Raw genomic sequence first — 20,225 nt, 5'->3', positions numbered from 1 at the left:
GATAGTTCGTGCTGGTTGCCGTAAACGTGGTCGAGCCGCCAGAGCCCGGCACACCAGCACCCCAGGTCACGCTTTCCTGACCGGCAAAGCCCTGGCTGTCCTTGAAGATGACCGAGAAGCTCGCACCCACCAGCGTCACAGCCTGCAGACCGTCGGAACCGGCAGTAAACAGGGTGCCGGGACCACCGGATACCGTCTTGTAGTTCGGGCTCGCATCCGTGCCGTTGAACGGCAGGTTCGAACCGTTGTTGCCCGGGAAGACGGCCTGTGCTTCGTCGTCCAGAACACGCGCCACAACCACGTCCTTGGCAACCGGAACGTCATCGTTGACGAGGACCTTCAGCGAGCCGGTCGACTTGTCGCCGTCGCCGTCCGTTACCGTGAAGCCGATCGTGATCTCTTTGTTCTCTTCCGTCGTGCCAGCCGTCTCATGCGCAACAGGCGCCTTCAGCTCGAACGAGTAGGAACCGTCGACATTGATCTTCAGAACAGCGGCAATCTGACCCGACGACGCACCCGTCGCGGTGAAGGTCGTTGCACCGTCCAGGCCCTTGGCGCCAGCGTCCCACTGAACGTCTTCGACCTGAGCAAAGCCACTTTCCGAGAAGACCACCTGGAACGCACCGCCGGAGATCGTCATCTCCGACACACCGTCCGCGCCAGGAGCAAAGAGCGCCCCGGCGGGACCGGTCGCGACTTTCGCATCTGCGACGTCGCCGCTACCGCCGGAATTACCCGGGAACAGCGTCTGCGCTTCATCGTCAAGCGTCACCGCATTCGTGACGGTCTCGGCGACCGGCGCGTCGTCTTGAATATCAATATTGAAGTTGCCAGTTACGAAATCGCCGTCGCGGTCGGTGACCGTGTAGGTGAAGCTGAGCCGCAGCAGATCCTCGAGACCAGCCTGCGAGCCGTTCTCGCCGGCGTCTGGATGATCCAGCTTGCCGAAGAGTTCGAACGTGAAGTCACCCGTAACACGGTTGGTGACCGTAATGGTGAAGATGAGATTGCCGGCGGAATCGCGACCTTCGAGCGCGAGGAAGTCGAGGTCAGCACCATCGGTAGGCGCCGGGAAGCTCGTGACGGTGATTGGAAGACCGCCCGAGGTGAAGCCGCTCAAGGTCTTCAGACCATCGCCTTCGTCTACATCAGATGCACCAGCGAAGCCGATGGCAGAAATGGTGCCGAAATCCGGACCCGGATTGAAGGGCAGACGGCCGCTGATGACCTTTAGGCCTGCGCCGCCGACAATGACGGCTTCGTCGTAGAGGAACGGCTCTGTCAGAGGCGTCGTAATGGACGGACGTCCATTGCCACCGAAAATGGCGGCAGAATTCACCTCGTCGCCAAAGCTTGTATCGCCCAGCAGATCCACCAGGGCAAAGTCTTCCGGGCCCGCATCGATCGCATTGTCGACGAAGTTGCGGCTCGCCTCAGGCGACGACAGGGCCGAGAAGGTGCCGTCGGGACCTGCCGCGACGTTGATGTTGCTTTCCTCAAGTGCGGCGAAGAGCGCGACCTGCGGCAGCTCGACATCGCCGATCACGAAGGTCGGGATGTTGGCGGCGCCGCCGATCACGGTGATTTCGGTGCCATCCGCCAGAACGAGGACCAGATTTTCGCCGTCCACCTGAAACTCGAGATTGTCGAGCTCGATGCCGGCGGGCAGGGTCACGATGTTTTCGGCGTTCGGCGTCACTTCGCCGGGAACGACTGCGGCGGCAACCACGACCGGCGGCTGAGCCGGCAGGCGATCGGTGCGGCCGGCGTCGGGCGTTTCCGCCTGAGCCACTTCAATTCCGCCTACGGTCTCGCTTGCGAAACCCAGATGCTGCTCGACCGCGGAGTCGAACTCGTCGGCTGCGGAAGTATTGTCGATGCTGGACAGGCGCGGATCTTCGATGGACATGGTAACTCACCCCTTAACAAGTTGATCGCAGTTAAATCGCGATGAAGGGGCGAGCGCAATAGTCTGTTAACCCATTGCGCATAACCGGTTATGCCGCTACCGACCATTATTGAAAATGGAGTTAATTTCGGGAGTGAAAAGCAAACAATTTCTGTAGTTTATTAAAATTTTACCAATCGGGAGCGGGTTCTGATGGGCCGCGAGACCGGGACGGTTTCAGCAAGTGGAGACTGCCAGATCTTCGTGAATAGCGATCGAGTTCCTCTGCCGGAACAGAGCAAGTCCGCAGCAGAAGACCTCAGTGTGTCTAATACTTGGCGCCATAATGTTATCAGCCATCGAAGACATCATGGGTCTGTCGTCAATGGCAGTGTGACGGCAAGCAGCTACGCGGAAGAGCAGGGATTGCGAAGAACCCGCCCGAAATGCAACTTCTGAATCTTTGGAGGGGGCTCGTGATGTGCAATTTATACAGTATCACCACGAACCAGGAAGCGATCCGCGCCATCACCCGCGCGATGATCGATCACGTCGGCAACTTGCCGCCTTCACTGGATGTCTATCCCGATCGTGCGGCCCCGATCATCAGAGCAACCGCAGACGGCCGCGAGCTCACCAACCTGACATGGGGCATGCCGTCACCTCCTTCCGTTACGGGTGGCAAGCCTGACAGCGGCGTGACCAATATCCGCAACACCAGCTCGCCGCATTGGCGCCGCTGGCTTGGACCCGAGAACCGATGCCTGGTCCCATGGACGAGATTTTGTGAGTGGGAAGACACCAAGCCGAAAAAAACGAAACGGTGGTTCGCAATCAATGAGGAGATGCCCCTCGCTTTCTTTGCCGGCATTTGGACGTCTTGGAAGGGCGAGCGTGGCTCGACGAAAAACCCAAGACCTGGGGAGCACCAGCTTTTCGGGTTCCTGACGACTGAGGCAAACGAGGTGGTGAAGCCGATCCATCCCAAAGCGATGCCAGTAATCCTGACAACAGAGGAAGAGCTGGACACCTGGCTTCAGGCCTCTTGGGCTGAGGCAAAGGATCTTCAACGCCCGCTATCAAGAGAACAGCTGGTATTGCTGCCGGTTACCCCATGAGGTGGGAAATGCTCCTGATCGCAGCGCTGATAGCCATGACCCTGATTTCGGCAGGCGGGGCAATTTACCGTTTCATCGGACAATAATAGGCGGACAAGGTCGTTCTGCTTTGCTCACAACGAAGAAGGCGAACAAATTGAATGCCTGTCTGGCCGAAATGGGTTTTAACACCGATTGGCACGCCGCCTTCGCCCCAAGGAAAACCTCGGACCGGACCAAGCTCCGGGACAGGCCATGGCTATGAACCACGTGGGGGGGTCATCCACGATGTGGGCGACTGGACCGAGTTGTCCGTGCGCAGACATCTAAAGACGTAAAGCGTCTGGTCACTCGCTTGTGTCCAGGCATAAGGACCTGCAGGGAGTATGCCCAGCAGCGGACAAGGACCGCTTTGAAGAAGAAGTGTTCCAACGCGAGACTTGCTTGACAAGAACTCAAGGCTCCTGAACATGAACACGTGGGAACCGTGAGCGTGCAAGGCATTGTAGTGACGACTGAATCCGAAGATCTCCAGCTTATCGCTCAGAAACTGAAGACGACACGCAAGGAACTCGGCTACTCGCAGAAGCGTGTTGCAGAACAAGCTGGCATTTCGCGGCTCCGATACCAGGATATCGAAGCCGGACGCAGCTCCGCACGTGCGGTCACGCTCATCAATATCGGACGCGCTTTGGGTCTTGAACTGGTTTTTGTTCCTCAGCCCTGGGTGCCGGCCGTCAACGCGCTTATCCGGCCTGACAACCACGTCGATGATACCCCAGGGCTCATCTTTACCCAGCTTGACGATCCTGACGAATGACTTACGCGTCAACGAGCGCCCGCTTGCCCATTCAATGGAATGTCGTGCGGGCCTGGCCACAAGTGTCACGCCGAAGCAGGCGAAATGGCGCAGCCCATTAGTCGCATTGAAGCCTGCCGCATGAATACGGCGTTGTAAGCCCAGTCACAACCTAGCCGCTCTCACCTGCCCGATCGTCTCAGCATACTGGCAAAATCAATGAGGTCGTCACGAGTGGCCGTCTCATCATCCTTGCGCCAGGGCGTACCGAGCTCAATCAGATCGAGGCACTGCACCTTCTTCACCGCCACATCCCTGCTGGTCAGCTCTCGTTCATTCTGGGACAAAGGCGGCACCAAGACCTGGTGACACAAGTAAGATAAGCGAGAAGACGCCTGTGGCAGCTTTATCCACCCCGGGTTTGGCGATTGCCTTCCATCGCAATGACCGCGATCAAAAGGAGCCGCGTCCTCTTCTGACATGTCTGTCCGCATGGATCGCTCCATCCGCAAACATCATTTCCCCTCACAAACGAAAGTTGACATCCGGTTTGGCTCATCCTTCGCCGACGACAGATCTTCAGACATGCCCTCCCATCCGCGAAATCACAGAATACACGCAAAAGTCGTTTCGACTTTCCTCGGTCGATCGTCTTGATCAAAACTTCAGTTCACGACGCTCCAAGTCTGCCCCCATCCGGCGCGACAGAAGAGAGCGAGTGACAAAGGATTTAAACATGTCTCCCGCCACGATCCAACTGTGCCTATACAGAGAGCCTGCTCTGCCTCATCAAACAGGATAAATTCAAATATAGCATGTACTTGTCAGAAATACTGACGTGAACTTGGTCCCCGGATTCATGGAGGCAGCACTTCACCAGCTCCGGTCTCAGACAGGCCCGGCGTACGACTGATGCAATTTGGTAACGCATTTCTGATTCTTTTCGTAAGCGCGCTAGAGTTGTCTTGCCAAATATCCTCTACTGGCTAATGCGTGGCATTAAGCAACATGGGGTTGAAATTTATTGATGACCAGATTTCTGGCCGGAGCGGGATTTCTCGTTCCGGGAGCTAGCAAATCATCGACAGAAGGTGGCTCCGACAGGAGTGTGATCGCGTATGTCGCACCCACGTCACTCACGTCACCCGCGTTGCGAAACTCGGCCGTCATTCTCTGTGCAGTTCTTTGCTTCGCGCCACAACCCACATTGTCACGAGATCAACTCGAAGGGCGGGCGCCTTCGGAGGCAACCGCGGTCGAGACAGAGCCAGATGTGGGTGCATCGCAGGAGCCTGCCCTGACGATCCAGACATTCCCAGGTCCCGCATCTAATCCCACATCCGACAATGCGAAGTCGGGTCCATCACCCTGTTTTCCCGTAGACGCCATCCGCATCGAAGGCGGCCACCAACTCGTAGGCAGCCAAGCTGTGGAGAAGGCGACCAGACCCTTCGCTCTTTCCTGTCAGAGCAATGAAAGCGTCGGTGGATTGCTCAAGGCAGTAAACGGCCTTTTTGCCGAAAGAGGCTTTGCTACGACGCAGGCCTGGTTGCCGGAGCAAGACATCGCCGCCAGCAAGACCCTTGTAATTCGCGTTGTGCCCGGGCGGATCAATACGATTGTCTACAAGGAGGAGCGGCAGCCTCACAAGGGTTTCTTCCCCCGAATGAGGGAGCTCAGTGGCAATGTGGCAAAGTCCACGTCCCTATCCGAATTCGTGCAGCGGGCCGATGCCTGGCTTGAGGGTATAGACGACGATCTGGAACGGCTGACCTTGTTGCCGCCATCCGCTCGGATCGCATTGACCAGCACAATTGCAAAGAACGATGTCCTGCACGTCGATCGCCTGCAGGACACCCTCGACAGTCTCAACAGGGTTCCTTCGAACAAGGCAAAGGCGGAGCTCATGCCGGGCCAGAGGCCGGCGACTTCCGACGTGCAGATCACCAACCGCGTCGATGATGCCTTCAGGCTCTACGGCGGCTACGACACGGAATCGATCGAAGGTGTCGACAAGCTTCGCTTCGGGATCACGGCGGAGAAAGACAATCTGATCGGCATCAACGACATGTGGGGCCTGACGCTTAAATCTGGCATTGAGACCAACGAACTGAGCGGCAATATCGCTGTTCCGGTGGGACGCGCCACAATGCGGCTGAAGGGCGACTGGTCCGAAAACATGATCGACCTTGGCCCGCTTTCCGAGTTGTTCATGACCACCTGGAACGTCAGCGCGGGCGCCGACTGGATCGTACATTCGTCGCGTACCGAGCGGCTGGTCGCCGATTTCTCGGTCGCCCATCGTGAACAGAACCGTTACATCAACGGCGTTGGACTGATGGACCAGCGCGTCTCTCCGCTTCAGGCAGGTCTGACTTACAGCCGCTTTTTCGAGCGCGCCAGCCTGTCGGCCCGGATCGGTGCCAGCCAGGGGCTGTCAATCTTCAACGCGCGCGACGACGCCGACGATATCGACGCGTCTACGCCCCACAGCCAGTTCACAAAGCTGGATGCTTCCCTTTCTGGGTCTTATGTCTTTCCTGGGCATGCCTCCGTTACCTCCAGCCTGTCGACACAATGGGCGGCAACCGCGCTTTATTCCGACGAACAGATGACGATCGGCTCGCGCAGTTCGGTCCGTGGCTACTCCAACGGAAGCTTCAAGGCCGACCAGGGGGCAGTGTGGCGAAACGAGGTCGCATTCGCCATGCCGGTCGACTGGCTTTTAGGCAAATCCGGCTCAAGCACGCAATCAGACAGCCAGGGCCCGGTGCAGGTATCCGCCTCGCCGTCGGAATGGGCGCGATCGTCCCTCTCGCGTCTGAACCCCTATCTCTTTCTCGATGCAGGGCTCGGCCGCGACATCGCGAATGAAGTCACCGGCTATCGGGTCGGCAGCGGGGTGGGGCTTAGGTACGGCGGCCCCCGGCTTTCCTTCGACCTCGGATACGCCTTTAGGATTGCTGAAGATCATCGAAGCCAGCGCGTCAGCGAGGAAAAAGGTGAGTTGTTCATGTCAATGCGTTTGAAGGTTTTTTAAGCCATGCCGGTTTTGTTCGATCCTCCTTCAAGAGACGCCGGCGATAGCAGCCTCAAACTCGGCCCCAGTTCTCGGTGGCTCGCATCGGCGCCCGGCATCGGCATGGCGCTTTTTGTCGTCGGATTGCTGCTGGCCGCTCCTGCCTCAAAAGCAAATGCGCAGGACGGCGGGGCTCCAGCTGTTCGGGACGACGCTTCCGGTGTTGTGGCAGAACCGGCCGCAGGAGCCAGGCTTTATGGCGACTGGGAACTGGTCTGCAAACAACAGACAGATACTGCCACTGCGAAAGTGGAAAGCACGACATGCCGCCTGCAGCAGGCACAGGCCGTCAATGGCGGGAAAGATGTCGTCTTCCTGTTCAACATCGCGAGGCAAGGAAAGCAGCGGGTCGCGATCATTTCGACGCCGCTGAATGTCTATTTGCCGGCAGGCCTTGAGTTGAAGATCGATGGTGGACAGGTTCAGCGCGTTATCTTCGAGACCTGTAACATCGCCGGATGCCATGCCGGCTTTGCTCTCAACGGCTCGCTGCTCGGCGCGTTACGCAAAGGGAACGTTCTGACGGTCGCTCTCAAGGACACCAAGGCGACCACTATTCCGCTCAAGGTTTCACTTCGTGGGATCAGTGCGGGGATCGACGCGCTGGATGCGGCCACGCCATGAGACCAGACAAGGATATAGGCGTGCGGATAGCGCCCCGTGTGCTGGCCGCCGGGCTGATGGCGGGAATCTGGCTATCAATGGCTGCGCAAGGGTTGGCGGCACCCGGCGAGTTCCCAGAATGCCCAGGCAGGATCGAAGAGGTGTCCAGCCGTCGCCCGATCTCGTTTGCAGACCTCGCTGGTCGCGTCGGCAAGGTGGATTATCTGCTCTTTGGTGAGCGGCATGGCGTCAGGGAACAGACGGTTGCGTCGGCTTGCGTGCTGTCGGCTATGGCCAAGGATGATCGTCGGATTACCGTCGTCATGGAAATGCTTTCACGCGACGATGACACGGTAATTGCCCGCTATCGCGAAATGCACCCGGAGAGCCCGGCCGGACTGGGTACAGAGCTGAAATGGTGGACACGAGGCTGGCCAGCATTCGACAACTGGTTGCCTCTCGTCCAACGCGCATTCAGCCTTCGCGCTCCGTTACGGGGCGGCGATCTGGCGGAGAACGAAGGTCGCCCCAGCGAGCTGACGCCAGACGAGAAAAACGCGATCCGCAAACGCCTCGGTGCCGCGGAAACTTCCATCCGTCAAAGCTGGACGACAGCAATGATGGCTGCGCATTGCGGATTGATCTCGGACCGGCAGGCCGGGCTAAACGCCGACCATCAGATCCGCCGGGATCTTTCCATGGCAGACGCGGCGGAGCAGGCCGGGGAATTGAAGCATGGTGTCCTGCTGCAAGTCGGTCGAGGCCACAGCCGGAAGGACCGTTCTCTTTATCAGGCCCTTGCGCAGGCAGAGGCGTCGGTTCTGACCGTTGGTGCTTTCGCCGAAGGTGAAAACATCACTGACGAGGAGCGCGCGCTCTTCGATTACCTTTGGATCGTCGGCAAGGCCGAGCAGGCCGACCCATGCGCTTTGATAAAGCTGACGAGCAATTCAGGGGAGTCGATCTCCAGATGAGACCTACGTTCCACTTGGCAAACATGCAGCCTGTTCTCGCAGCGAGCCTGTCCTTGCTGCTGTGCGGCGTCTCACTGCCCGCCAGTGCGCAAGTCATTCCCGACGGAGGCAGCAATACGACCACCAGTATCGACCCCACTGGCGGCGCCACGAATGTCCAGATCGCGCCAGTCGGCAACCCGACATCGGCCATCAGCCACAACAGCTATACGGAATTTTCCGTCGATCCGCTCGGCGTCAATCTCGACAACCGGACGGTCAACGCACGCACCATTCTCAATGAGGTAACGTCTTCCCGCATTTCGAACCTTAACGGTCCTCTGGAAGTGCTCGGTGCCCGCGCCCATGTCATCATTGCAAATCCGAACGGCATTGCCGTCGACGGAGCAAGCTTCCGCAATACCGGAGGTGTCGTGCTCTCTACCGGCACGGCATCTGTTGTCAGCCGGCAGATCACATCTGGCTCCTTCCAGGATAATGTTGTGCTCAAGACGGCCGGTGGGACGATCAATATCGGCGCGGGCGGCCTCTCCGGCGCAATGTCTACCCTGCATTTGCTGGCAGATCGGATCCGGATCGACGGTCCTGTCGAAAACGACTCCCTGCAGCTGCGCTCATCTATCGAGATAACCGCGGGCGGCAGTTCCGTTGAATACGATTCAGCGATCGTGCCGAACTCCGATCTCGAGAACTGGGGGCGGATGATCGATGAGGGAAGCAACGACAATTCTGTCGCCATTGAAATAACGTCGCGCGGAACGCTCAAAGCCAATACGGTTCGCATCCGCGCGACCAGCAACGGCGCAGGTGTCAGTCACGCGGGCAACGGGCTCGCAAAGCTCGGTGATTTCGTGATCGACGCCTCTGGCAAAGTCACAACGAGCGGTTCGATTGAAGCGAAGCGCAATGTCCACATCAACGCAGGCTCGATCGAGGCCCGGTCGCTGTCCAGTCAGCCACAAAGCAAAATTGAAGCCATCAACGGCGCCTTGACGCTGCTTGCCGGAACGGGTGACATCCAAAACACAGGTGTTCTGATGAGCGGCAGCAGCCGCGACGGAACGAATGCGGACTCCAAAGGCGCCGCGACCCTCAAGGCGGCAGGGGATATCGCTCTGCTGAGCGAGAATGCGGATCAGCTCGCAATCGTTTTCGGAGCCACGGACAATCTTGATGTCCGCGCCGAAGGCTCCATCATCAACAATACCGGCAGGTTCCTCTCGAACAGCGAGACGATACTCGAGGCAGACGGCGATATTTTCAACATCGCCGATGTCCTCAACGGCGAAGGTGTCTGGCATTACCAGAAGGAGGACGGCAAGCGGCTCTGGTACTCCCTCTGGCAATCGCGCGAAACGCTCGAAACCATCAGCCTGGATTATGGTCAACAGCGGGTACCGGGCCAGCAGGCCTATATCATCGGTGACAGTGTCGCGATGAAGGCCGGTGGAAACATCACCAACCGCGGCAGTTCGATCAATGCCAACACCGGATCGGTGCTGATTGACGGGACGAACATACTGAACGAAGGCGGTCTGTCCGGCTCACTGCAGTTCATCAGGCGCTGCAGATTGTTCTGCATCGGTTATGGCTCTTCCACGACACATATCTCGGGTGGCGCCATCAATGCCAACGGCAATATCGAACTGCGCGCCTCATCCTCGATCCAGAACAGATATGGCCAGATCATCAGCTACGGTAGCATCAATGCGACTGCTCCCACCGTGGTGCTGGAAGGTGGCTCAATCCCGACCGTCGTTCAGCGTCCAGCCGGCCTTTACAATCTTTGGGGCGGATCGACCGCGTGGATCGGGACCGGCGATCAGGGCGGCATTTTTGATGCACCTCAAGGCAGCATCACGATCAATGCCTTCCGTCCGGTTCAGGTGACGGCCGGCACGCTGCGGGCACGAGATGGTGTCTTGGCCTCATCAGGTATCGAGACCTCCAAGGAAACGGCAGGCGAAGAATACCCGTTCGGCCTGGATTCTATCGGGCTCTTCCAGCAGTTGGTGGGGCGATGATGGCAGTCCGAATTCACCGGAAATCACCCTTCTTGTTCGCCGTAGCTCCAAATCTCACGGCACCAGAAAAAGACGAAACCGCTCCCGGGCATGACCCGGAAAGTCGAGATCACGGAGTTCAATCTATGCGCACCACCCCATGCCGCCGACCCACTCTCACCTCCCTGGCCGCTATCGCGCTTATGGGCATATTGGGTTTGGCGCAGCCCCTTTCAGCTGGCCCGCTTGAGGATGGCAAGACGCTTCTCGAAAAGAAGGACTTTGCCAATGCGGCGAAGGCATTTGCCGAGGGTTTCGACGAGGGCGACGGTGATTCCGGCTTTCATCTGGCACGGATGGTCGAACTTGGCGTGGGCTTTACGCCGGACTCGGTCAAAGCACGTGCCCTCTATATTGCCGCTGCGGAAAAAGGTTCTGCTGCAGCCATGAACCGGCTGGGTCTCATGCATCTTCGCGGCGAAAATGTCCGTCAAGACTTTGCCGCTGCGTCTGAACTGATCTGCAAGGCTGCCGATCTCGGTAATCTGGAAGCGCAGTTCAATTGCGCAGGTCTTGCTCTCGATGGTCTTGGCCGCGCCAAGGATCCTGCGATTGCCTTTGGTTATTACGAGAAGGCCTCGCAAAACGGGCATACCGGCGCGCGCAACATGGAGGCTGCACTTCTTCGCACCGGGACCGGAACCGGTCAGGACCTCTCCAGGGCAGTGAAGCTGTTCGAACAGGGCGCGTCGCTGGGAAACCCGGTTTCGCTCTACGGTTTCGCCGAGATGCTGGAAAATGGTGAAGGCGTGGCGGCCGATCCGATCCGTGCTCACCTCTATTACAATCTCGCCAATGAGCGCGGACACCCGGGTGCGCGTGACGCTCTCGAGCGTTTGACAGCGAGCATGACACCGACAGAGATCGAGGACGCCCAGGCGCGTGCCCGCAACTGGAAACCTGCTGAAAAGGCTGAAGCCAATTGAGCAGCAGGATGAGTGCATGGCTAGTGCAGATGACCGGGTTTCTGCCCCTTTGCCTTCTTCTGGTCATTGCTGCTGGCTGCCGGCCGACCGATCCGCACCCCGTGGCCACAGGGAACGGGGACAGGATTATGTCGGCGCAGTGCAACAACTCGATTGTCACGCCAACGGAGCATTCCTGTAAAAAGGCGCTCCTGGAAAAATGCAGGCCGGGTGCAACGATCGCCAATGTGAGCGAGCGATCCCGGCCAGTCTACCGCCATCCGGGATGGACCACGCAATATGTGTGGACCGTCTTCATAAACGACTGCTGATGAAACCGTTTGCGCCTGAGCGAACACGAATTCAATTGCCCTTGTAAGTTGGAGTACGCGAATGAATGCGATGGTGGTCAAAGTGCTGAACCGCAAGACCAGACCGGGCAAGCTGGTCAAGAAAGCGACCGCATTGGTGACGTCGGCAAGTCTGGTGCTGACGACGATCGCCGGTTCATTTGCGCCCGCCAGTGCCCAGGTCATCACAGACCCCACCGCGCCAATTGAATTTCGTCCAAATGTGACGTCTTCAGGGAATGGAACGCCGACGCTGGACATCGTCAAGCCATCGAGCGGCGGCGTCAGTCACAACAAATTGCGCGAGTACAATATAGATGCGCGCGGTCTGATCCTGAACAATTCCGGGCTGGGCGGAACCTCGATCATCGGCGGCAAGGTCGAATCCAACCCCAATCTCGTCGGTGGCAGTTCCGCCAAGATCATCGTCAATGAAGTCACGGGGAGCAGACGCTCCAACCTCAATGGCGTCACGGAGGTCTTTGGTTCGCGTGCTGACGTGATTGTGGCCAATCCCAATGGCATTGATTGCATGGGTTGTGGTTTTATCAACACGGGCCGCGCGACGCTGACCACCGGAACGCCGCTTGTCGACTACACCGCGGGCACGGTGGGATTCGAAACGAAATCCGGCGACATCACCATTTCCGGCACCGGTGTTTCAGCTGCCGACAGCCGGTCGCCGGACGAGATCCGGCTTGACGCAAAGTCAATCCGGATCGATGGCCTGATCGATGCACGCGGTCGTGTCAACCTCAGCGCCGGCTCCAATCGGACGGATGGTTCAACGGGCAAAACGACGGCCATCGACGGTGATGCAGCAGGCCAGGGGATCGTATCGAGCGCGGCTGGTGTTGTACGCGCGGCATCGATCGCAGCACTTTCCAGCGATCTGAACACAGGTATTTCGCTGACGGGCAATATCCAGGCTCTTGGGATGCTCGATGCCAATGGCGATCTCTTGCCGGGCGCGCTTTCGCTTGTCTCCGCCGGTCAGATCCAGCTGGTTTCGGGCGGAGTGGCCGGCAACGCTGAACTTCGTGCAGCAGGCACGCTTCAGATTGCGCGTGATTTGGCGGCCCAGGGGGAAATCTCCATCACTGCCCACGATGTTTCTCTGCTTGAGACGGCAACCGTAGAAGGTGGTCGCGGCCTTTCCATCCTCGCAAATGCCAACATCGTTTCCGGTGCAGTCCTCAAATCCGGCAATATGCTGACGGTGGAGTCTGGCGGAACTGCTTCTCTGTCCGGCATTGTCGCCAGCGCCGGCGATATGAACCTGCGCGCAACAGACAAACTTGCCACCGACACCGCGACCCTTGTCGCGCCGAATATCGATATCAGGGCTCGGGATGTCGCGATGACATCGACCTGGTTCGAAGCTGAAACCCAGGGATCGATCACGGCGACCAATGTTGAGATCGGTGCCGGCACCCAGTTCAAAAAGACCTCCCCGGTCTTCATCAACGCGGCCGATCAACTGACAATCGGGACACGGATTGATACCGCGGGCTATCCAGCACTTTCCATGGCGTTCCGGGACCTGGTGATTTCGAACACCGGCGTCTTCACGACTGACGATCGCCAGTTCGATGTCCGCAATTTCAGGAATGCCGGCGTACTCCTTTCAAGCGGCCAGCTTGCGGTCAACGCTCGCGACGCGATCATTGATGCAACGGGTGTCATCAAAGCGGGAACGCTCAAGATAACGACGCAAGGTAATCTCAGCAATCTGGGAAGCATCCTCTCTGAAACGACGCTCGCGCTTCTATCGGACGGAAGCATTACAAATGACGGAAAAATTAGCGCACTAGGCGAACTCCAACTCGACGCCCAGAGCTACATCGCCAACTCACAGGGCGCTCAACTGGCGGCTAACAAGGCAGCGCTTATCCTTGGGAATGACCTCCGCAACAACGGAGCGATCAGCGCACTCGAAACCGTCGCAATCAGAGCCGGTGGCACGATCACGAACACCGGTGCAATCAGTTCGAATTCTGACCTCACACTCGTGGCAGCAGATCTCAACAATTCCGGGTCAGCGGCATTAATTGGGACATATGCGGCAAACGTAGCAATCACCCTATCGGGCACTCTGCGAAACGGCGGGCTAATCGCTGCGTCCGGGGATTTGATCTTGCAGGCCGGACAGGCTGCGCAGAATGCGGCAAGCGGCGAAATCCTCGCCAAGACAATAGAAACCCGGGTCGCCGGCGATCTGGTCAATCTCGGCAAACTCGTTTCTGACACAACGTTGAAAACAACCGTTTCCGGACTTCTTGCTAACAGCGGCTCCATCCATGCCGCCGGTGATCTGGAATTGAATGTGGCCGATCTGATCAACAGCGGTCCCGGCTCAAGTATTGCCAGCAACGGTGACATAGCCATTCTGGCGTCACGCAGTATCATCAACGAGGCAGGTTCAGTCACTTCCAGCCGAGCGCTCACACTTTCTGCAGACGCGGCATTATCGAATTCCGGTCTTTTGCACGGTCGCGAGGGACTTATCGCATCGGCGCAGATCCTCGATAACCAGCAGGCAGGGCGTATTTATGCTGGCTCCACACGCGAAACGGAGAATGGCCCGGTACCGGTTGGCGAACTCACCATAAACCTTTCCGGGACCCTCTCCAATCTCGGTCAGATCGTTTCGGCCAACGGCGCCCTGCTTTCGGCGGCGGCGAACGTCGGGAACAGCGGATCGATCGAAGCAGGTGGAAACCTGCGCCTTCAAACATACAGCTATAGTCCTGGCTCTTCGTCTGCCCGTGTGGTGGCCCGCAATCTCGATCTCATCTTGGGATCGTCCTTCACGAATGCGGGGCTGCTCACCGTTGCAGGCAAGCTGGGCCTCGATGTCAAAGGCAATTTTATCAACAGTGCCAGCGGCAAAATCGACGCCGGGGCAATAGAGACCTCCGTCAGTGGAAACCTGCACAATCTCGGTTCGATCCTGACACCGGGAACACTGAACGTCGTGGTTGGCGGCCTGCTGACCAACGAAGCGCTGATCCATGCCGGAGCGGGATTGAGGGCCCAGGCCGCCTCGCTTGCGAATGTCGGAACAAACGCCGCAATGAAGTCCAGCGGCGACATGGCCCTCGACATACGCGGCAATCTCGACAACAGCCTTGGTCGTATATTCGCCGGCGGGAACCTTGCAATCGAGGTCCTGGCAACGCTGACCAACGCCTCAGCCCGCATTGAAAGCGGTGCTGACATGCAGGTCAAGGTGGCTGCCCTGATCAATACCGCTTTGGACGGAACGGACAGCGCACAGGACTATTACCAGCTCGGTGATCTCAGCATTCTTTATGCGACCGAGCGTACCAGTAGCCCTGCGCGATACTGGGGGACGATGACTGCCACGCGCGATGAATTCTCCGGGATTGTGCGCGTTCGATTGCCCGGCATCATCCGCGCTGGCGCCAACATGGCGATTACAGGTGATGCCCTTGAAAACCGCGAAGGTCGTATCCTTGCAGTCAACGACCTGTCCATCGACATGAACCGTGTCCTCAACGACATGGTCAGCAGCACCATTGACCACTACCGCGTGCAATGGGGCGGTGTTCGCGGTTTCATGGATAACGGGTCCGGCAAGTTTCATGCACCTGTCAGTGCCGATCCAAGATGGCTCGTGGCACAATTCAATCCTGCCGTTTTCAAAGACCCGGCTCTTGCAGGACGCGCTGAAGGCGGCAACCGGATGATCGTCATTTCGAAGGGCAAGTCTCCTTTGACGATCACCTATTCGGGCAAACAGAAATACAAGGATGGGGTCATGGACGGCGGCGCCGTCCAGATCATCGAATACGCTGACGTGGCGAGTCTGCTTGACTTGGCTGCGCTCGGTATCGATCCGAACAACATTCCCGACGTGATCATGATCGGCAACCGTATGGCCGAGGTCGGGAGTGGACCCTATGGCAACGTTACCAAAACACATGTTGGGACCGCCACCGTCGGTGTCGGCTCCATGATAAAGTCGGGCGGCTCTCTGTTAATCGACGCAGGAGCGGCAATTAGCAATCGCGGTACGCTTTCCGGAAGCCTTGTGTCGATCGAGGCGGGCGAGTTGCAAAACGGCCTCAACACGCCCGGCGGCATCGATGGCTCCGGCTTCGGCAATTACAGCGGCACGACGCCCGGTGGCATCAGTGGAAACGCCGCAGACCAGTTGGGCATCGTAAACTTCATACTGGACGATGTCTCGGTTCCGCCTCTCGACCTCGGGGCTTTCGAAGCGCGCAATCTCCACAGCGTCAACGCCTCCGATTTCGGCAATCTCGTGCGCGTTACCGGTTCCGCGGAAGCTGCGCGCCTGCTCGGCTCGGCACGCATAGATGGCGCGGCGCTGACCTTCTATGCAGATCCAGTCGCGGAAGCCAAGGCTCTTGCCGAGGCGGCCCGCCAACAGACAGGTTCCCATCTGATCGTCGATCCGTCCCTTACTGTGGAAGAACAACGGGAGCAGCTTTACCGCAATGCGGCGGAATTCGCGGCAAGCACTGGGGCGCAATACGGAGTGGCTTTGACCGAGGCTCAGCGTGCCGCCCTGGAAAAGCCGATGGTATGGCATGAGACCCGCATCATCGACGGCAAGCCGGTGCTCGTTCCCCGGCTGTACCTGCCCTCGCAGGATGAACTGCTGCGCGTTGGACGTGGCGCCGGTTTGATTGCCGCTGATGATCTCCTGATCGAGCTTGACGGCAAGCTGAACAACAGCGGGGCAATTGTCGCCTCTGGACTTGCCTCGATTTCCGCGTCCGCCATCCTGAACGAGCGCCTCATTGATCTCGATGAGCGCGACCGCGCGCTTGCCGGTGGTCGCAGCGACAGTGGTCTCGTCTCTGCGGGAACGCTGTTTATGGCAACCGATGGAGATCTGTTGAACCGGGGCGGCACACTTGCCTCGGCGGGCGATATTGACCTTCGGATTGGCGGTTCGCTCATCAACGAAACGCAGCGTTATACTCGCAATGTCGATTCTCAAGACGGATGCGTTGGCAAGGCCTGCGGAAGCCTCCGGACCGACTATAACCTTGCCTCCATCTCTGCCGGGCGGGATCTTACGATCGTCGCAGACCAGGATATCGTCAATCGCGGCGGCACACTTGGTTCCGTGACCGATATGCTGCTCGCAGCCGGTCGTGATGTGACCTTTGAGACGCTGAAAGACAGTTTCGTCGCAGAGGATTACAAGAAGCGCGGTTTCCTGTCTGGGATCACAGTTCTGCGCAACGAGATCACCACGGCTGAGGCGAGCGCCCAGTCACTGGTGGGCGACCTGTCGATCCTGGCAGGATACGGGGTCTGCGATGGCGGCAGCCTCTGCGCAAAAGGCAACGCTCCTGGCGATGTTCTACTCGATGGAGCGCTGATCAGCGCCTTCGACAAGCTTTCGATCGACGCCACCGGCAAAATCGACATGGGCGTTGTCAGCCAGGCAGTTGACAACAGATACAAGGAATGGGGTTTCCAGGGACTCGGCTGGGGCTCTGTCAAACAGCAATGGAATACTGTCGACACCTCCGTAACCCGACTTTCTGGCAACGATGTTTCACTCAATGCCAAGGGCCCTATTACGGGCACGGGTGCAAAGATTGCGGCCGTCAATGACCTTCTGATGAAGACGGATGACACGATCCGGCTCGAAGCGGCACAGGATGCTCTCTACTTTACGGAGAAAGGTTTCCATATCGGCCTGAGCTTCCCAGGGTCGGCTGGTATCGATGCTGCGCTGAAAGGCGGCTCGGGCGGACAGGTCCTGTCCGGGCTTGCTGGCATTAACCCCGTCGCGGCGAAGCTCGCAGCTCTTGCCAATGCTGATAATGGTCTGGCGGCAGGTTTGGCGGTGGTCAATTTGGCGACTGGTGGTTTGAGCGCTTTTCATAGTGCCGGCCAAGCAGCCAAGGGCCCATCGCTCGCCAACCCGATTGGCGGAATGCTGGACCCATTGGGACAGTTCCGGGATGCCGCAACCGGTCAGCTTACGCTGAATTCTGTTGCATCGAGTATGGGAGTCGGATTCTCCACCTGGAAGAGTGAGCAGCGCTGGAGCGAGAGCCAGATTTCCGAACTGACTGCTGGCGGTGATATCGTCATGAAAGCCGGTTTGGACGTAATTCTCGATCAGGGCACGAAGCTGGTGTCCGGGGGTAATGTTTCCGTTCAAGCTGGCCGAGACATTCTGCTCGCCGCCCTTGTTGACTACGCCAAGGACAAGTCATCCTCCTTCGGCCTGCAGCTCTCGCTGACTTCAATCGGCTTCGATATCGGCAAATCCAAGGGCTATGACGAGCGGTTGACGAATGCTGCCATCACCGCAGCCGGCAATGTGTCACTGGTGTCGGGTCGCGATACGGCGCTACTGGGTGGCAATATCACTGGCAAAACGGTTGAGCTTGATGTCGGACGCGATCTTACCGTCCTGTCTCCGCAGGCGCAGGGTTGGCGCGACGGCTTTTCCTTCGGCCTGACCATTGGAGTTAATCCCGCTGAGTTCGGTGTCCGTGGCTCGAAGGAAGATGGTTCAAAAGCCTGGTCCTTTGGCGGGGGCATCATTGCCGTAGACGGCATCGACATCAAGGTCCGTCAGGATACGACGCTGGTCGGCGCGCTCCTTCAGGCCACTGACGGCGATATTAAACTTGACACCGGCACGCTCGCTGTCGCCGACCTGAAGGACACTGACCAGTACAAAAACGTCGGCGGTTCGATCGGCCTCAGCGGCGGCGGGCTAAGCTCTGTCGGTGTCTCCTACGAGCAGAAGGACAAGCAGGGCGAAACCCGCACTACGCTCGATGCCTCCGGTGATCTGAAAGTCACCATTCGCGACGCCGACAAGGATGGTGTTGCTGGAACGGAAGCGGACAAGGCGGCAACCGGGCAGCTCCTCGCGTCCATCAACAAGGACGCCTCGAAGTATCAGGAGGTCACGAAGGACAGTCACACCAAGCTTTCGGGTGAGCTTGATGTCGAGGCCCTTGCCAACCTCAAACGTAATCTGGATTTTGCCCTTCGGTACAGCCAGGCCCAGAATGCGATAGTTCCGGGTTGGATTGCGGCAGAAGGTCCGCAGGCGATAGACCAGTATCGCGAGGCCATTCTGTATGGCGGGGCGACACCTGCCGAAGCCGAAGAGTTGATGAAGACACCGCGCTTCCAGGCCATGCTGAAGGAACGCAGATCCTTCGAGGCATTGAAGCAGAGCGACCTCGGCCACGAGGACATACTCAAATCGATCATGTTGATCCAGCAGGGCGAGGAACTGTATCGCGATCCGACGAGCGGCCACCTCATGGTTCGTACCGCCTGCGGCACCAACGGGCCCTGTGGCGTTGAGATTTCCAAAGTGCGGCCGCTGGCAACACAGGACGTGGCAAACTTTATCGAGCAGAAGTTAGCGCAAGGTGGCGATAAGGCACTGCAGGAGGCGCTGGAATGCGCTCTGGCTTTTGCGCTCATTCGCGGCGACCTAAGCCACTTCGAAACTCTGAAATCATCAGGCAAGTTTGATGCCGCAGCGATTCAGAATTACGCCGACGCGGCAAAAAGCATCGTCGGTAGCAATCTCCAGAACGAGGCTCCGGCTCTTGCTGCCGATGGCATCGACATCACCATGACGCTCACGAAGATCGTTATGGCCAGCCAGCACGGCCAGATTGATTCTGCCCAGTTTAATCAGCTGATCGATATCTTGAAGAATGGGGGACCAAGCGGTCAAGCAGCGAGCGTTCGTATCGCTGCCGCTCTAAGCACGCTCGGCGGGGAAGACTCTGTTTATCTCAAGACGCTTTCTCAAAGAATGCTGGATGACTATGTGGCGGATGCCACGGTCGAACGTGAAATGCGCGAGTTCATAACTGCCAATCCCGACTCGCCCGAAGCACAGGAGATTAAACAACTTCTTTCGCAGGGCATTGCAATGTCAATTGCGATGGCGACGATTGGTGTCAGGTTTTTGGGCGGGAAGTTCAACAGGGACATCCCGAGCTGGAACGGGGCCGGGCCTATAGCGGGAACAATCGGAGTCAACGCAAACTCGAAATCTATCCAGTTGCTGTCAAAGTTTGACCCCGGAGAAAAAGGGGTCGAGTTTATCTTTGATACTAACAGCGCCACATTCGTGGTTACGACGAAAAACAGCCCGTCGTTTCACAGAACCTTAGCAGCTTCGATTGGATCGAATAAAGACGCTACAGTCGCTGGGATGCTAACGCGAAACGCTGACGGTACATTTAGTACAAATGAAAAATCGGGGACATACTTCCAAAACTGGACGCCAGAAAGAAGGGCCCAATTCGTGACAACTATGAGTAATTACGGCATAACAATTCATCACAGCACAGGAATGTGAATATGCCGATATTATGTGAAGAAAATGGGATGCACCTCTTCTTTGATAAGCATCACCATCAGTGGTTATATTCTATAGGAGGCAATACATACGCGATCAGTGACG

The 20,225-nt window shown here is 58.0% G+C and carries 10 protein-coding genes; 8 read left to right on the top strand and 2 right to left on the bottom strand.

Translation table 11 applies throughout. The annotated features are described in order from the left end of the window. The coding region (locus QWE_RS23715; RefSeq protein ID WP_006728726.1) for a DUF5801 repeats-in-toxin domain-containing protein at positions 1-1,909 on the bottom strand (1,909 nt) is incomplete at its 3' end. A gap of 458 nt (positions 1,910-2,367) precedes the next feature. On the opposite strand from QWE_RS23715, the gene QWE_RS23710 reads away from it, so the two are divergent. Then, positions 2,368-3,006 carry an SOS response-associated peptidase gene (locus tag QWE_RS23710; protein ID WP_040300931.1) on the top strand — a complete coding sequence of 213 codons (639 nt, stop codon included), beginning with the start codon at positions 2,368-2,370 and terminating at the stop codon, positions 3,004-3,006. Between the two features lie 472 nt (positions 3,007-3,478). Continuing rightward, positions 3,479-3,805: a helix-turn-helix domain-containing protein gene (locus QWE_RS23705; RefSeq protein ID WP_240532613.1), complete on the top strand. Its 327-nt coding sequence runs from the start codon at positions 3,479-3,481 to the stop codon at positions 3,803-3,805. Between the two features lie 161 nt (positions 3,806-3,966). Here QWE_RS23705 and QWE_RS23700 read toward each other — a convergent pair whose 3' ends face one another. After that, positions 3,967-4,278 carry a hypothetical protein gene (locus QWE_RS23700; RefSeq protein ID WP_157790756.1) on the bottom strand — a complete coding sequence of 104 codons (312 nt, stop codon included), beginning with the start codon at positions 4,276-4,278 and terminating at the stop codon, positions 3,967-3,969. A 533-nt stretch (positions 4,279-4,811) separates the two neighbouring features. Here QWE_RS23700 and QWE_RS23695 point away from each other — a divergent pair. From QWE_RS23695 to QWE_RS23670, 6 genes are all read left to right on the top strand, one after another. Beyond that, positions 4,812-6,824 carry a ShlB/FhaC/HecB family hemolysin secretion/activation protein gene (locus QWE_RS23695; protein WP_240532612.1) on the top strand — a complete coding sequence of 671 codons (2,013 nt, stop codon included), beginning with the start codon at positions 4,812-4,814 and terminating at the stop codon, positions 6,822-6,824. A 3-nt stretch (positions 6,825-6,827) separates the two neighbouring features. Then, positions 6,828-7,487 carry an invasion associated locus B family protein gene (locus QWE_RS23690; RefSeq protein ID WP_006728721.1) on the top strand — a complete coding sequence of 220 codons (660 nt, stop codon included), beginning with the start codon at positions 6,828-6,830 and terminating at the stop codon, positions 7,485-7,487. Further along, the gene (locus tag QWE_RS23685) at positions 7,484-8,440 is read left to right on the top strand and encodes a ChaN family lipoprotein (RefSeq protein WP_240532611.1); all 957 of its coding nucleotides are present in this window, start codon (positions 7,484-7,486) and stop codon (positions 8,438-8,440) included. The genes QWE_RS23690 and QWE_RS23685 overlap by 4 nt, the downstream gene beginning before the upstream one ends. Beyond that, positions 8,437-10,464, top strand: coding sequence for a filamentous hemagglutinin N-terminal domain-containing protein (locus QWE_RS23680; RefSeq protein WP_240532610.1), 2,028 nt, complete (start codon positions 8,437-8,439; stop codon positions 10,462-10,464). The genes QWE_RS23685 and QWE_RS23680 overlap by 4 nt, the downstream gene beginning before the upstream one ends. A gap of 197 nt (positions 10,465-10,661) precedes the next feature. Then, complete coding sequence (locus tag QWE_RS23675) at positions 10,662-11,429, top strand: tetratricopeptide repeat protein (RefSeq protein WP_006728718.1); 768 nt, start codon at positions 10,662-10,664, stop codon at positions 11,427-11,429. 372 nt (positions 11,430-11,801) lie between these two features. Continuing rightward, the gene (locus QWE_RS23670) at positions 11,802-20,120 is read left to right on the top strand and encodes a two-partner secretion domain-containing protein (RefSeq protein WP_006728717.1); all 8,319 of its coding nucleotides are present in this window, start codon (positions 11,802-11,804) and stop codon (positions 20,118-20,120) included. Positions 20,121-20,225 lie beyond the last annotated feature (105 nt).

The organism is Agrobacterium albertimagni AOL15 (genome assembly GCF_000300855.1).
GTDB classification, from domain to species: Bacteria; Pseudomonadota; Alphaproteobacteria; order Rhizobiales; family Rhizobiaceae; genus Allorhizobium; species Allorhizobium albertimagni.
This window is presented reverse-complemented; position numbering and strand designations above follow the sequence as displayed.

Excerpts from the sequence above, each read along its gene's own strand:
- QWE_RS23710 (WP_040300931.1), top strand. The coding sequence starts at position 2,368 with ATGTGCAATTTATACAGTATCACCACGAACCAGGAAGCGATCCGCGCC.
- QWE_RS23700 (WP_157790756.1), bottom strand. The coding sequence starts at position 4,278 with ATGCGGACAGACATGTCAGAAGAGGACGCGGCTCCTTTTGATCGCGGT.
- QWE_RS23695 (WP_240532612.1), top strand. The coding sequence starts at position 4,812 with ATGACCAGATTTCTGGCCGGAGCGGGATTTCTCGTTCCGGGAGCTAGC.
- QWE_RS23690 (WP_006728721.1), top strand. The coding sequence starts at position 6,828 with ATGCCGGTTTTGTTCGATCCTCCTTCAAGAGACGCCGGCGATAGCAGC.
- QWE_RS23685 (WP_240532611.1), top strand. The coding sequence starts at position 7,484 with ATGAGACCAGACAAGGATATAGGCGTGCGGATAGCGCCCCGTGTGCTG.
- QWE_RS23680 (WP_240532610.1), top strand. The coding sequence starts at position 8,437 with ATGAGACCTACGTTCCACTTGGCAAACATGCAGCCTGTTCTCGCAGCG.
- QWE_RS23670 (WP_006728717.1), top strand. The coding sequence starts at position 11,802 with ATGAATGCGATGGTGGTCAAAGTGCTGAACCGCAAGACCAGACCGGGC.